At 51.6% G+C, this 14,227-nt stretch carries 8 protein-coding genes; 4 read left to right on the top strand and 4 right to left on the bottom strand.

What is annotated here, in order from left to right:
* The first annotated feature begins 242 nt into the window (after positions 1 to 242).
* Complete coding sequence (locus IQ260_RS16440; protein ID WP_193994192.1) at positions 243 to 2,024, top strand: SWIM zinc finger family protein; 1,782 nt, start codon at positions 243 to 245, stop codon at positions 2,022 to 2,024.
* 19 nt (positions 2,025 to 2,043) lie between these two features.
* On the opposite strand, the gene IQ260_RS16435 is transcribed toward IQ260_RS16440, so the two are convergent.
* From IQ260_RS16435 to IQ260_RS16420, 4 genes are all read right to left on the bottom strand, one after another.
* Positions 2,044 to 3,582, bottom strand: coding sequence for a tetratricopeptide repeat protein (locus IQ260_RS16435; protein ID WP_193994191.1), 1,539 nt, complete (start codon positions 3,580 to 3,582; stop codon positions 2,044 to 2,046).
* Between the two features lie 183 nt (positions 3,583 to 3,765).
* Positions 3,766 to 4,506 (bottom strand): PEP-CTERM sorting domain-containing protein, encoded by a 741-nt coding sequence (locus tag IQ260_RS16430; RefSeq protein ID WP_193994190.1) that lies wholly within the window; start codon positions 4,504 to 4,506, stop codon positions 3,766 to 3,768.
* A 303-nt stretch (positions 4,507 to 4,809) separates the two neighbouring features.
* Positions 4,810 to 7,020 carry an AAA family ATPase gene (locus IQ260_RS16425; RefSeq protein ID WP_193994189.1) on the bottom strand — a complete coding sequence of 737 codons (2,211 nt, stop codon included), beginning with the start codon at positions 7,018 to 7,020 and terminating at the stop codon, positions 4,810 to 4,812.
* Between the two features lie 93 nt (positions 7,021 to 7,113).
* Entirely contained in the window at positions 7,114 to 7,596 is a 483-nt protein-coding gene (locus IQ260_RS16420; protein WP_193994188.1) for a photosystem I reaction center subunit XI, read from the bottom strand.
* Positions 7,597 to 8,033: 437 nt separating this feature from the next.
* On the opposite strand from IQ260_RS16420, the gene IQ260_RS16415 reads away from it, so the two are divergent.
* From IQ260_RS16415 to IQ260_RS16405, 3 genes are all read left to right on the top strand, one after another.
* Positions 8,034 to 11,915, top strand: a complete 3,882-nt coding sequence (locus IQ260_RS16415; protein WP_193994187.1) for a hypothetical protein — start codon at positions 8,034 to 8,036, stop codon at positions 11,913 to 11,915.
* A gap of 89 nt (positions 11,916 to 12,004) precedes the next feature.
* Positions 12,005 to 12,829 (top strand): hypothetical protein, encoded by an 825-nt coding sequence (locus tag IQ260_RS16410; protein ID WP_193994186.1) that lies wholly within the window; start codon positions 12,005 to 12,007, stop codon positions 12,827 to 12,829.
* 412 nt (positions 12,830 to 13,241) lie between these two features.
* On the top strand, positions 13,242 to 14,227 hold a 986-nt coding region (locus IQ260_RS16405; RefSeq protein ID WP_322744979.1), incomplete at its 3' end, for a ribonuclease Z.

Genomic DNA, 14,227 nt, shown 5'->3' with positions numbered 1-14,227 from the left:
GCCTCAACGCCCCACACCCCCGCAAAAATAGGTGGCATTTCCCTGTGAGGCGAGTTTGGGTGGTCGGTGGGGTGATTACGCTGCTCCGCATCCGCTCCGCACCGTAAAGGAGCGGTGGTTGCCTTGTTTTTTACCAGAGCCAACTTTGTGAAAATACCTGTTGGGAAAACAAGTGAGGCTATGTCTTTGTCCCATAATAGTTGCCATGTTGGGCCTTTGGATTCAGCCCAACGTATGGGGTGATGACGCTACCAAAGCTGACGCTATCGACGATTAAACGCTACGCCACGGATAAGTCTTTTTCGCGAGGACAGAGCTACTGGAAGTCGGGGGCGGTGATCTCGCTGACCCAGCGGCAAACTACATTGCAGAGTGAGGTGGAAGGCAATGATCCTGAGCCTTACCGCGTCACCGTTGATTTTGATAGCGGTGGCATTACTAGTGCTCACTGTAGCTGTCCCTATTCGTTTGAAGGCTGGTGTAAACACATTGTGGCTGTGCTGATTGCCTGTGTAGAAGCGCCGGATACGATTGAACAGCGGCCTACGTTGGCACAGCTATTGGATGCTATGAATTTGGTGCAAACCCAAGGTTTAGTGCAGGAACTGGTGGATGAAATTCCAGCCTTGATCGAAACGGTAGATCTGTATGCAAGTCGGATTGCGCAGCCCACACCAAACAAGACAGGCCGCGTGCCTCGAAAAACTAGTGTTGATCCAGCTCCTTTTCAACGACGGGTAAGGGAAATCCTACGCGATGCGGTTCATGGCTGGGATGAGGGCTGGGACGATGACAATATTGCTGTCGATCTTAATAGTCTTGCCATGGATGCCTTAGCCTTTGCTGAAAAAGGCGATGGTCATAATGCCCTGGCGGTTATGGAAGCGATTACGACAGGCTGTATTTCCCGTTGGGATGACATTTATGACTATCTGGGCATGGGGCCAGATGAGTTTGATATCGATTTGGATGCGGCTTGGACTGAATCGATTTTAAGTACGGACCTGACGGAGGATGAGTGTTTGGAATGGCAGGAAAAGCTGGAGGAATGGCAGGATAGCTTGGGTAGCTTTGCTATGGCGCTGGAGGCGTTGCGTCAGGGGTGGGACTATCCACCGCTGGTGAAGGTTTTGCAAGGAGAGACTGCGGCACGGGGGGGCTGGTCAGGGGAAGCGCCAAACTGGGCAGAGGAGTTTAGTCTGATCCGTCTGAAAATTTTGCAGCGTCAGGAGCGTTACGAAGAGTATTTATACCTGGCCCAGGCTGAGGGCCATATGAAAGAGTATTTGGCCATGCTGGGTCAACTGGGTCGTACGGAGGAAGCGGTTGAGGAATCGGCGGCGGTGATGACGACTTGCTCAGAAGCACAGGCTTTGGCGGAAGTTTTGCGATCGCAACAAAAACTCCCCCAAGCCCTAGACATTGCCATCCGCGGACTCCGGTTTGAATCGGCCCCGACTTACAACAGATATGACTTTGCCGTATGGACCAGTGAGCTGGCGGAGGGATTAGAAGAGTTTGACCTAGCGCTAGAGGCAAGAATGATTGCCTTTCAGGCCAGACCTTCGCTGCAGGAGTATCAAACAGTAGAATCCCTAGCGGCAGACTGGCCAGAAATTAAGGCTGAACTGTTGGACTATCTGCGAACAACAGAGAACTGGATGACGAGGGATGCCAAGGTGGATGTGTTTTTGCAGGAGGGACTGGTGGAGGATGCGATCGCATCTGTTGATACCCCAAGCTATGGCTATACCCAAGCAAACTTAGTCCTGCGAGTCATGGATGCAGCTATTGAAAGCCATGCTAGTTGGGTCATTAAGGTGGCCAAACGCAAGGCAGAAGAGATTATCAATGCCGGTAAAGCCAAGGATTATGACCTGGCTGTTAAATGGCTACAGCGCACGCAGCGGGCCTATATCGCCCAAAACAAACAATCTACATGGCAAGATTACAGCGACAAGATTGTCTCTGTCCATGGGCGCAAGCGTAAACTAATCGGCCTGATGAAAGCCGCTAGGCTCTAGTAGAAATTTGTTGGTGGAATTACAGACGATGATGACGCCTATGGAGCGCCAGCTTAAACAGGGCTGATTCTTTGCGCTGGAGTACTTTTTCGCAGTCTGGCTTGATCGCAAGGGCCGCATTATAGGCTGCGATCGCAGCTTCATAGCGGGCTAACTTATGCAGTACTAAGCCTTTTCTGTAGAGCGCAGTGTAATCATCTGGTTGGATTGTGAGGGTGGCATCAAAGGCTGCAATCGCCCCCTTGTAACGACCTAAATTAGACAGGGCAATACCTTTGCTACAGAGCACATCTGGCATGTGTGGTTGGATTGCGAGGGTGGCATTGTAGACGGCGATGGCCTGATTAAAACGGCCTAACTTAAGTAGGGAATGCCCTTTGTTAGCGCGCGCTTTGTAATTATCTGGTTGAATCGCAAGGGTGGCATCAAAGGCTGCAACGGCCTCTTTGTAGCGGCCTAACTCATGGAGTACAAGACCTTTTTGATAGAGCGCGGTGCAATCATCTGGTTGGAGCGCCAGGATGAGATCATAGGCTTCAATTGCCTGCTGGTACTGACCTGACTCACGCAGCGATACGCTTTTGTTGAAAAGTTCGTCATAAAGATCGGGCTTGATGGCAAGGGCCTCGTCATAGGCTGCGATCGCGTCTTTTTGACGTCCTAGTTTTGCGAGGGATAAACCTTTGCTGTAGAGTGCGTTGTGTAAATTTGATTGCAGCTTTAGCGCCGCGTCGTAGGCTGCGATCGCCTCTTGGTGACGGTCCAGCTTAGCTAGGGATAGCCCCCTATTGTAGAGCGTGCTATGTTTGTCCGGTTTGAGCTTTAGCGCCACGTCGTAGGTTGCGATCGCCTCTTCGTAGCAATCTAACTTGGCCAGAGCTAACCCCTTGTTATTTAATGTTTGGTGTAGACCTGGTTTGAGGTTGAGGGCAGCATCATAGGCTGCGATCGCCTCTTGGTAGCGGCCTAACTTAGCTAGGGATAGGCCCTTATTATTGAACGCTTCATGCAGATTGGGGTTAAGCGTTAGCGCCGCGTCATAGGCTGCGATCGCCTCCCTATAGCGGCCTATGTTGAGTAGCGATACGCCTTTTTTATAAAACGTGTCGTAGAAGTTTGGTTTGAGGTTGAGGGCCTTATTGTAGGCTGCGATGGCGTCTTCATAGCGGCCTTGAAAAAATAACCCATCTCCCTCAATCGCCCATTGTTCAGCCGTCCAACCTTTGGTCACATCCACAACTAAGGCTTTGGCCCCAGCCTGGTAGAGCTGCATAGCTTTTGCATTGGTTTCTACGGCCTCGCCGTACCTGCCAAGCTTTTGTAAGACAACACTGCGCTTCTCCCACACATTGGGAATATCAGGCTGTACAGCTAAAACTTGCTCCAACAGGGCCAGCGCTGCTTCATAGTCACCAACACTCAACTTCTGTAACCCTTGTTCAAATAGGGTAGTTATGCTGTCCAACGTGAATGTGGCAGGCTGTATTTCTCTCTCGGGAGTCGTTTTATGGGAGTCATCTACTGTTAGGGGCTGATTAGGGAAGATGCGGTTGTGCATTGGGGGAATGCATGATGGTTAGATCTTTATTCTAGTTGGAAGTACGTACCGCCATAGAGGGTTTTTGCTTTCAGATGAAACTTGGCGGTGTGAGGGCGTAGAGTGTACGCAATGGGATAGGGGTGTCCCGCTAGTACCTTGTTGTCTGCAGTTCTAGCGGGACACTCATGTAGTTTGCGCCTGCTAATCGTTTTTGCGGCGTACGCGTCGGTTGAGCATACCGAATAGCCCTAACCCTAATAAACCTACAGCCGGTTCAGGTACATCTTGGGATTCTGGCTGCGGGTTAGCAATCAGAGAAACGTTGATGTCCGCATGCTTGTTGGGGGAATTATTTTGATCGCCCTGGTACTGAAACCACGTTGAAAATCCCATCTCAAGATTTTTACCGTTGGCCCCAAGTCCGATTTGCAGTGGGTATTTGCCACCTGTGAAGTCGGACAGAACTAAGGTTTGGCCAGCATAGGTGCCGCTGTCAGCTGTGAGTGTTGACTGCTTGGACTCGCTAAAATCGTAATAAGCCCAGGTATTGGTATCAATGGGACCGCCGTTTTCAACATAGGCACCACTGCTGAGTTCTTTTTTAGGACCACCCGTACCTTCATCGGTGGTTTCAAACCAGATATCAAAGTCCCATTGTTTATCGGCGTCATTGGCGGCAACAATGCTGCCAAATAAGTGGGCACTACCGTCGTCATATTCATTCAGGCTGGCGTCTGAGTCAAAAAGAAATTGACCGCCAGAAATCATTTCTGGGAGCCAAAAGGCATGACCTCCAGAATTGTTGTATGCGGATGAGGCGGCTTCAACCACCTGCCAAGACCGGGTCAGTTCGGCGGCGTTAGCTTGGGCAACCATGCCTAGGGTGAGCGCGCTGGCCATTAATCCGGTCTTGAGAGTTGAGCTGAGTGACGAATTGAACATGATTTTCAGTGATTAACATGTTGACTGCTACGTCTTAATCATGCTCTGGATAAAAGGGAAATAGGTGAAATTCCGTTAAAAAGAGTCTCTGGAGAAATGAATTCTACGTATCTATTGGCACTCTAATATTGTTATTCTGTAAGTATAATTACGTATGTTTTCGTGGTGCGTGAAAAGCTTGCCCAGTAAGACTGCGGTAGTTGTCACCGCTCAAAGTTTGTCCTTGTCCATGGAAAAATTAACTGTAAGTACTGAGGTGCCCCTGGGAAACTACTGAGGGCTGGGCGCTGATTGTTCAACTATCTAGGGGTTTTTAGGGAGAGTTTTGGCTGTGATCAGAGCGATACTGGTTTGCCAAGGAATTGTGGATTGCGATTGAGGGGATGCCGATGGGTTCCCTAGCCACCTGAGATAGGCCTGCCGGACAGTTTGCAGGTCCTCTGCAGTGAGGCTATTAGCCAGATGGGTTATGTAGGTAGAGCTGGGGCTAAACCATCGGGTTTTTAATTGCGGGGTCAGTGGTAACTCTGTGGGAATTTCTATCAGCTCAACTGTGGCGGTGAGACCTGTGCTGTCAAACCAGGTAGGAATACTCTCTAGATCCCATTGGCGATGATTATTTTCATAGAGGCTGTTTTCGGCTTGCTGTAGTTGTTGAAAAAGTTGGGGAGAAAGTGCGTGATCCGGTAGGAGGCTATAAAGCCGCAATGTGCGAAAGGGAATTGTTTCTGCTAAGACTATTTGGCCTGAGGCGGCGAGATGATTGGCCAATTGTTTTAGCAGTGTTGGGCGGTTGGTAACGGCTTTTAGGGCATTGCGACCGACGATGCCATCAAACACAATCTCTGATGCCTGGGTGGTTAGAGTGGCCGGTAATGTTTCTAGGGGGGTGGAGAGAAATATAGGCCGGGCTAAGTCTGTGAGTGTCTGGGCTTGTGCGGTAAGGGAGCGGTAAATTTCAGGTGTGTGGGCACAGGCGTAAACACCGCCTTCAGGTACCTGGCGTAATCCTTCCCAGGTGAGAAGACCGGCGTTGAGATCGAGTAAAACGTGGTGGCGTTGGGGGCTGAGGGTGGCGTAGATGCGATCGCACACCTGCCGCAGCTGCTCTCCCATATTGCCCATGGTTCTCTGCAGCCACTGTTCCTGAGCCCGATCCGGTGGCCCAAAGGTGAGTACTTCAGGCAGGTCCATTTCCATGACGGCGGCCAGCTGGGCCTCGCGTTTACGGGTGACCTCTAAGCGAATAGTGTCTTCGTAACCCTGGTTGGACGGTTGGTAAAACACCTTGCCCTGCAGCCCGGTCGGTAAATATTGCTGCTCCACCCAGTGGTCACGGTAAGCATGGGGATATAGATATCCCTGACCGTGACCAAATTCTTTTTTATCGCGGTTGGCATCCCGTAGCGGGTTGGGCACATCGGCTTCGCGTTCTTTTTCGACGGTGGCCAGGGCATCAAAAAAGCCCATGACGCTATTGGACTTGGGACAGGTGGCTAGGTAGAGCGCAGCTTGGGCCAACGGGTAGCGACCCTCGGGCATGCCGACGCGGTCAAATGCCTGGGCGCAGCTGTTGGCGACAACCATGGCATTGGGGTCCGCCAGCCCCACATCCTCCCCGGCAAAAATCACCATGCGCCGAAAGATAAATCGAGGGTCTTCGCCGGCATAGACCATGCGGGCCAGCCAATAGAGCGCGGCATCGGGGTCAGAGCCGCGCAGACTTTTAATAAAAGCGCTGATGGTGTCAAAGTGGACGTCGCCTTCCTTGTCGTAGAGCACCGCCCGCTGTTGAATTGATTCTTCCGCCACGGCTAGGGTGATGGGGGTAGCGGGCGGGGTGGTTTCCACCGCTAATTCGAGGGCATTGAGCAGGGCGCGGGCATCGCCGTTGGCGACATTTACCAGGTGGTCGAGGGCATTGTCGTCAATGTGAATGGTGCGATCGCCATAGCCGCGCTCTCGATCCGCCAAGGTTTGCTGAACGATGTTGTGTAAATCATCGGGGCCTAGCGGTTTTAGCTGAAATACCCGCGACCGACTGACGAGGGCTTTATTGACTTCAAAATAGGGATTTTCGGTGGTGGCTCCAATCAGAATAACGGTGCCATTTTCCACCCAGGGGAGCAGCGCATCCTGTTGGGATTTGTTAAAGCGGTGGACTTCATCTACGAAGAGAATGGTGCGTTGGCCCTGCTGACCGCGTAGATCTTGGGCGGTTGCGATCGCACCGCGAATATCCTTCACCCCCGCCAGCACCGCGTTAATCGCAATAAAATGGGCCTTGGTGGTATTAGCAATCACCTGGGCCAGGGTGGTTTTTCCCGTCCCCGGTGGCCCATAAAACAACAGCGACGATAGCTGATCCGCCTGAATGGCTCGTCGCAGCAATCGCCCCGGACCCACAATGGCATCTTGACCCACATATTCATCCAAATTACGAGGACGCATGCGGGCGGCTAAGGGCGCTTCTTGATCTAGCAACGCTTGTCGATGTTGTTCAAATAAATCCATGGACCAACATCTACCTTTAAAGCGCCAGCGCCCCCAAATATGGAGGCGCTGGCCATGGCATAACGATTGTCTAGCAACCGCTAGAGCACAGCTCTACATGCCACCAAAAATTGCCTGCAGGGGTAGCAGGTGAGGGCTCTGAGTTAGCAAAAATGCAAACACAGCGCCACCGCAGCCACCGATAAAGAAACCGCTGGCAAAGTTACTCCAGCCTTCACTAGTCGCATAGGACTCAGGAGGATTAGGTGTGGTTAAGGTACCTTCAGGTCCATCCGGAGACGTTGCACTGTAGATAGCAAGTGCAACCGTCAAGATAAAGACAAAGCTAACAGCAGAAAGAGCACCAGCCACAGAACTGTAGTCTGTATTCCGCAGTGGACCTAACAAAGCAAAAGGTCCATAGAACCAGTAGCCATGGGCAATACCCACTTCTAAGCCACGGCTAAATGGAGACAAACCTGCACGGTAAGCAGGCAGATTATTAATGTAAGTACGTGCAACCGCAGATGAGTTAATCGGAGTCGCAACGTTACCCACTTCGGGGGCGCCAGCTGCGCTTGCAAAACTAGTTGCCATAAGAACGTCTTCCTATGAAATGGACAGTCAGTCGTAAGACGAGAATTTCTAACGAGAGATAGAAATAGTGCAAAGCCAATCAGGCATACCAGCGCCCATGCGCCAGCTGCATCTGAGCCCAATAATCTCACAGAAGCTACCCAAACATGGTGAATGCAACAGTTTTGTTAAGCGCGAAGGATCACAAAGTTAACTTACTTAACAGTTGAGAAAACAAAGAATAGGTACAGAGCCTTGGGTAAAAGAAAAAGCATAAGGATATCCCCGGACACCCTGCGAGCCCATAGCGCCGGGAATTCTAACTTCCGCTTACTTCTACTGAGTACGTGGGTCTGGTAGAACGCCACATACGCTTCTTAACACTCATGGGCATTGATGGATGGTCTGGTCACAATCAGGATGTGGGTTCTTGTAGAAATCGATCTTTGGAGTAGGGTATGTGGCTAGAAATTCCAGTTGATCTAGAAACTGAAGCGGCTAATGTCCATCTTTTAAAGGAGTTAGATCGCTGGATAGATCTGGGTCTGGTATCTGAAGGGCAAGCCATCAGCCTTGGCCGTAAGTTATGCAGCCCTATTCCCATTGCGTATCAAGCACCTGCGGCGGAGATACCTGTTGAGCCAGAGGCCACGCTCCCTAGTGTTGAGCCAGCAGGTTTGTCCAGTAGACCATTTTTTTCACGCTTCAAATCACACCTAGTGCAGTCGTTTTTAGCAGAGGTAAGCGTGCTATGGCTGCTATTTTTGGGCGTATTTTTGGTGGTGGTGTCGTCTGGGGTGTTGGCAGCTAGCCAGTGGCAATCTTTTTCGACCATAGGTCAATATGCCATTTTGTTGGTTTATACCCTCGCCTTTGGTGGTGCTAGCCTCTGGACGGTTGGTCAAGCCAAGCTACAGACGACAGCGCAGATGCTCAAGGCGGCAACGCTGCTCTTGGTGCCCCTCAATCTGTGGATGATGGATGCGTTGGGATTAGTTAATGCGTCTGTGGGACTAGCGATTGTAGCGAGTGTCGGTTTAAGTGTCTTGACTCTGGTGCTGGCTCCGCAGAAAAAAACTGGTTTTAATTTGTTGGGTTTAAGCTGGCTGCACTGGGGCTGGGTCTTTGCTCCATGGCCATTAGTCGCCGCCTACTTAGGCACCATGGGCAGTGCTGCGAATCTATGGGTAGGTCCAAATGCAGCGGCGGCAAAGACCGAGGAAGACGGTGAGCCCACACCTCAGTTTGGGGGCGTGTTGGTTGCGATCGCACTGCTAATTCTGTTGGTGCGTAGTCTATGGATAGCCCAGGTTCCCATCACTCAATTGGGTCTAGCCATCGGTATTTGCGGCTGGATGCTGTGTCGGCTGTGGCAGTATCCCCTCTGGCCCCAACTGGGTGCGGGCTTGATGCTCCTGGGCTGGCTAGTTTCTGTAGAACAGCAGCCCCTACAGGCCATTGGCATCAGCGGCTTAGCCAGCTGGCTGCTAGTCCAACAGCTGCAACGACACCCTCAGGAACGCGACCAGCTACGTACCCTGGCCACACTATGGTTAGTTGGCTTACAGACCTGTGGCCTGATGTGGCTAACCTTACCCCTCGGCCTCAGGCAAATACTCCTCATGACGGCTGAGAAATTTGGCGTAGAGCCAGTCGGTGCCTTAAATTTTGCCGGGGTATGGCTGTATGGCTATGTCGGTTTAATGATGCTGGGAGCCCGACAATTTAAACGCAGGGGGCAGGCTACATGGGCGCTGCTGACTGAGCAACTAGCCTTAGGTATTAGCGTTTTGCTGGTGCTTTGTACGCTATCTCAACTCCAATCGTTTTTATTCACCTTGAGTGTGATGGGGCTAACGCTTACCTTGAGTACCATTACGCGTCTACGGTCCTCGGCTGCGAATGGGCTAATTTACGGCACCCATGGTGCGGCCTTGCTCACAGTCCTCAGTGGAATATATGTGATTAGCACGTCACTGGGTGGCTGGAGCGAACCCCAATGGGCCATGGTTTTTCTGGGCCTGACTACGGTGGAATGGCTAGCGAGTGTGGCCACCCAGCGTTACCCGCAGTGGCGGCAATCAGCTCTGTATCTGGGCATAGGTCTTAGCGTCATGGCCTATAGTCTGTTGCTAAACCAATGGGGTAGCTGGATAACGCTGAGCTGGTTGGTGGTGCCGACTGTGCTGAGCTGGTTAGTGTACCGATCGCAGTGGGCAACGGAGCGATCTCAACTAGCAACTATCCTGACTGGGCTAGCTCTGGGAGGCCAACTCCTATTGATCAGCTCCTGGCCAATGGCAACAGTTGTCTTTGGCATAGGCGCTGGGCTGCTAGTTCTCCACAGCTGCCGCTGGCCCACCCAGAGAGTTTTACCTGCACTGGCGGTCGGATTTGGCGTTTGCGGGGGGCATACTGCTGCCATTTGGCTATGGCTGATGTCACAAGTTTGGCCTGTCAACATTGCCCAGCTATGTTTAGTGACGGCCCTAGTGGCCTCGACGCTCAGCATTCTGGCGCGACCGTTAAATCGACAGCCTCGACCGTTACTAAAGGCCTATGGTGCTACTAGTCGCGGCTGGAGTCGAGCCTTAGCGATCGCACTCAGTTTGGGTCTGACGCTCATCATTCTATGGAGCTATGGCCTCTCTGAACTCAGTCATGGCGTTGCCCGCGAGATTTTTCCAGAAGTCGAAGTACTTTTCCGCTACGGCGCAGCCGCAACCACACTACTACTGGCCAGATTTTTTACTGAGCGACGGCTGACTAATCTGGACTGCTGGGAACTGGCCTATGAAGCCGGTCTGTTGGTCGCCCTGGGGCTATCGCTGTGGCGTCAGGAGATTTCCCCCCCTGCGATCGGCATAGCCATGGTGGCCTTAGGACTATGTTCTCAGCTGCTCGGCACGGTTCGGGCCACACGAACGCAGTCTGTCTACCCTCCTAGCTGGCACTATATTCCGTTAGCCTATGGTGCTTTGGGCTTAGGGTTAACCCATTTGAGCTTTACGTCGGTAACGGGGCTATCTGCCATTGTTGTGGGGGTGGTTACGCTTGCCATTAGCAGCCGACAGGACGATTTACACCCGTTAAGTTACGGCGGTCTGGGGCTGCTTTCCCTGGGTATTTATGAGCTGGTGATCTACCGCATGCTGCAGGTCAGCGGGGGTGAACCCGGAGATGGCCTGACGCTGTTGGGATTAGTGGGCGGTGCGATCGCACTTTTCTACCTGCTTGGCCAGCACTGGATTCGACGCTACAGCAAACTGACCGCTACGGAGATTAGCGTAGTGTCCCTACTCCACTGGCTAATGGCCACAGTCCTGGCTGCTATGGCCATGGGATTCGGCCATAGTCGGCCAGGGCTATGGCTGTGGTTAGGTTTATCTGGGTTGCTAACCCTTTATGCCGGGTTACGAGGAAACTATCGCTGGTTTCCAGTTCACAAAACGGCTCCTACAGATCCTGAAGATAGACATGATATCCGTCTCGGCAGTATGCACCACAGCTATCAACAATGGATCTGGAGCAGTCTGATCATTGCCACAATCGCGATTCCCTATGGGCTAGCCCAGCTACTGCCAAACTTGACCCTGCTTCGCGAATGGGGAGCCTTACTGGCTTGTGGTCTAAGTTTAAGCATTCATAGGCTGCCCTGGCCGCGTTGGGGGTGGCCACTCAGACCCTGGCAGCGGATGGCACTGAGCTGGCCAATGCTGGCAATTTTTCTAAGCATGACGACAATAGCAACCCAGAGCCTACTGCTGGTAGGGGCGTTCTATGCGTTCATGGCAAAGCAAATGCAGGCCGTACGGTTGAGCTATCTGAGCCTAGGGCTGCTCAACTGGTCTTTGTGGCGCTACCTCATAGCTCAGGGATGGCTGACACCGCTTGGGGTCAGCACCATGCTCGGGATATCCGCACTCTATGTCCTAGAAATCGATCCTCGCTGGCAGCCTATTCCAGCTCGACAAGAACGTCACCGCTTACGTAGTTTGGCTACATTGCTTATAGGGCTGACCGCCATGTTTCAAGCCGAAGCCGGAGCCTCCATGGCTATCGGCATTATTGGCCTGAGTCTGCTGATCAGTTTTGGCTTTATCACCCTTGGTTTAATCACCCGAGTCCGGGCCTATCTGTATGTCGGCACTCTAACCTTCATACTCCAGATATTGCGTACGATCACGCTTTTTATAAGTACAGATGGACGATTACTTTGGGCCATCGGAATTGTACTGGGTATCACCCTAATTTGGGTAGCCGCAACGTTTGAAGCCCGCCGCGCTCAAATTGGTGAGTTACTGAGTCAGTGGTCTGACATGTTGCAGAACTGGGAGTAGACGTGACCAGCAGCGAGCGCCCACCCACGGTGCTGCCCCAGCATTTAGCGCTACGCTAGCATGCATAGTTAACTCTATAAGGTGACCCTATGGCAGCAAATTTGGAAAAGATGCTGCAGTTTATTGACGAATATCAGCAGCAGCACCCGCAAAAATCCTCAATACAAATAGTGCGGTCCTTGCGGGCTTACACCCGTGCGTCCTATGCAAATAAGTTTTGGGAAATTGTTGCTGGCAGCAACCCAGACTTTATCAAAGGAGAACTAGACGACCAGACCGTGGTGCTTATGGAGCAAAGCATCGATTTTGCCCACTTTATGGCCGCTTTATCCGATCAAACCTGGGGCGGGAATCTTCAGTCCACCCTCAGTGATGGCATCCTATGGCTTTCCTCAAAACTGGTGACAGGGAGGGGATACGACAGTCGTGAATATACAGCCGCCATTGGCGATACTGCTCAACCGATCGAAGTATATCTGGATAAATATGGTCGACAAACCTATCAACCAGACCAGCTAACCGACTTGTTACACAAGTTTGCCTCTGATCAAGACTATGCCTCTGACCTAGTGGCATTTGCCGTTGGGCGACTGCTGTATAAAAATCCCGCCCTAAGCGTCAAAGCGGCCATCCTAGAGGCTAGCGGGTTTAACTATGCAGATACAGTTCGCCATTACCTCACGAAGATGTTTGATGCCCAGATGTCTCCCAAGGGGGATATCGTCAATGGAGCAGATGTTAGAACGCGAATCTATGAACGGATTCGTGCCTACCTGTTGATTAAACGCGATGTGATCAGTGGCAGTGTGTTTAGGCGCACCTATCGCAAACGGATTCGTCCAGCCCTGATCAATCAGGCTAGCGATCACTTTATCCGACACCTGCAGCAGGCCCTGGTGTCTTCCCATCCATAAAAGAAAAATCGGCCCTAAACAGGAACCGATTTAGAAAGTCTTTTGACTTTGCGTTTATCTCTCATTTGGAGGTGGTTAAAAATGCGTTGCGCGCACCGTCTAATCAATCTCCGTAGGATATTGTAACAATCAGTACACTTTTTTTTGTGATGAATCTTCACTAAATTGCAATAGGTTTATGGTTGATGTGCTCAGTAAAGCCACCTAAGTGTGGCCAGGCAATGGGTTGGACCTATCAAATTAAATTGGTAAGAACGCGATAAAAGTCAGGAAATCTTGATGTATTGCCCGTAAATCCTCTGATTTTTGTCCATGTTTCTGAGCCATGTCTAGAACTGGCGTGTTTGGTAGAGAATGCTACAGACGTCTCATCCAGCAATAGCTCACTCAAATCCAGCCCTTGTCGAGCATAATGATGAAGGCTGGCTACGCTCAGTTAGTTTTTCCCTTACCCCAAGTTATTCCTTTGCAAATTACGTTTCTGGGTACTAGTTCCGGTGTTCCTACCCGAGCGCGCAATGTGTCAAGCGTTGCTCTGCGTCTGCCCCAACGGGCAGAGGTATGGCTGTTTGACTGTGGGGAAGGCACTCAACATCAGTTTCTAAGAAGCGATTTGAAATCTAGCCAGATTCGGCGGATTTTTGTCACCCATATGCACGGTGACCATATTTTTGGCCTGATGGGATTGTTGGCGAGCTGTGGTCTGGCGGGTAATGTGTCGCGGATTGATATTTACGGTCCGCCTAAATTAAACGAGTATTTACAAGCCTGCCGTCGTTACTCCCAAACCCACTTTTCCTATCCGATTAAAGTGCACACGGTGGAGCCAGGGAAAGTACTGGATGAAGGCGAATTTTCGGTCTATTGTCAGCGGTTAGAGCATCGCGTACCTGCTTTTGGTTACCGCATTGTCGAAAAAGATCGCGCCGGGCATTTTGATGTTAAGCGGGCGACGGCCTTGGGGATTCCTTCAGGGCCGATTTATGGTCGGCTAAAACGGGGGGAGGCGGTAACGCTGCCCGATGGTCGGGTGATTAATGGTTCGCAACTCTGTGGTGAGACAATTCAAGGCCGTAAGCTGGTGTACTGTACGGATACTGTTTTTTGCGATCGCGCCATCGAGCTATCCGAGAATGCCAGTGTCCTCATCCACGAGTCCACCTTTGCCCACCAAGATGCCGAACTAGCCTATCAGCGGCTGCATTCCACCTCCACTATGGCTGCCCAAGTGGCCCTAGCTGCCCAGGTGCAGCAGCTGATTCTCACCCACTTTAGTCCTCGCTACGCCCCCGGCAACACGATCCAGCTTAAAGATCTGCTCTTAGAAGCCAAAGCCATTTTTCCCAATACCCTCATGGCCCATGATTTCTTCGTTCACGATGTAGAGCGAGCAACCGC

Origin of the sequence: Leptolyngbya cf. ectocarpi LEGE 11479, from assembly GCF_015207065.1 — a bacterium.
GTDB lineage: Bacteria > Cyanobacteriota > Cyanobacteriia > Phormidesmidales > Phormidesmidaceae > Leptothoe > Leptothoe ectocarpi.
This window is presented reverse-complemented; position numbering and strand designations above follow the sequence as displayed.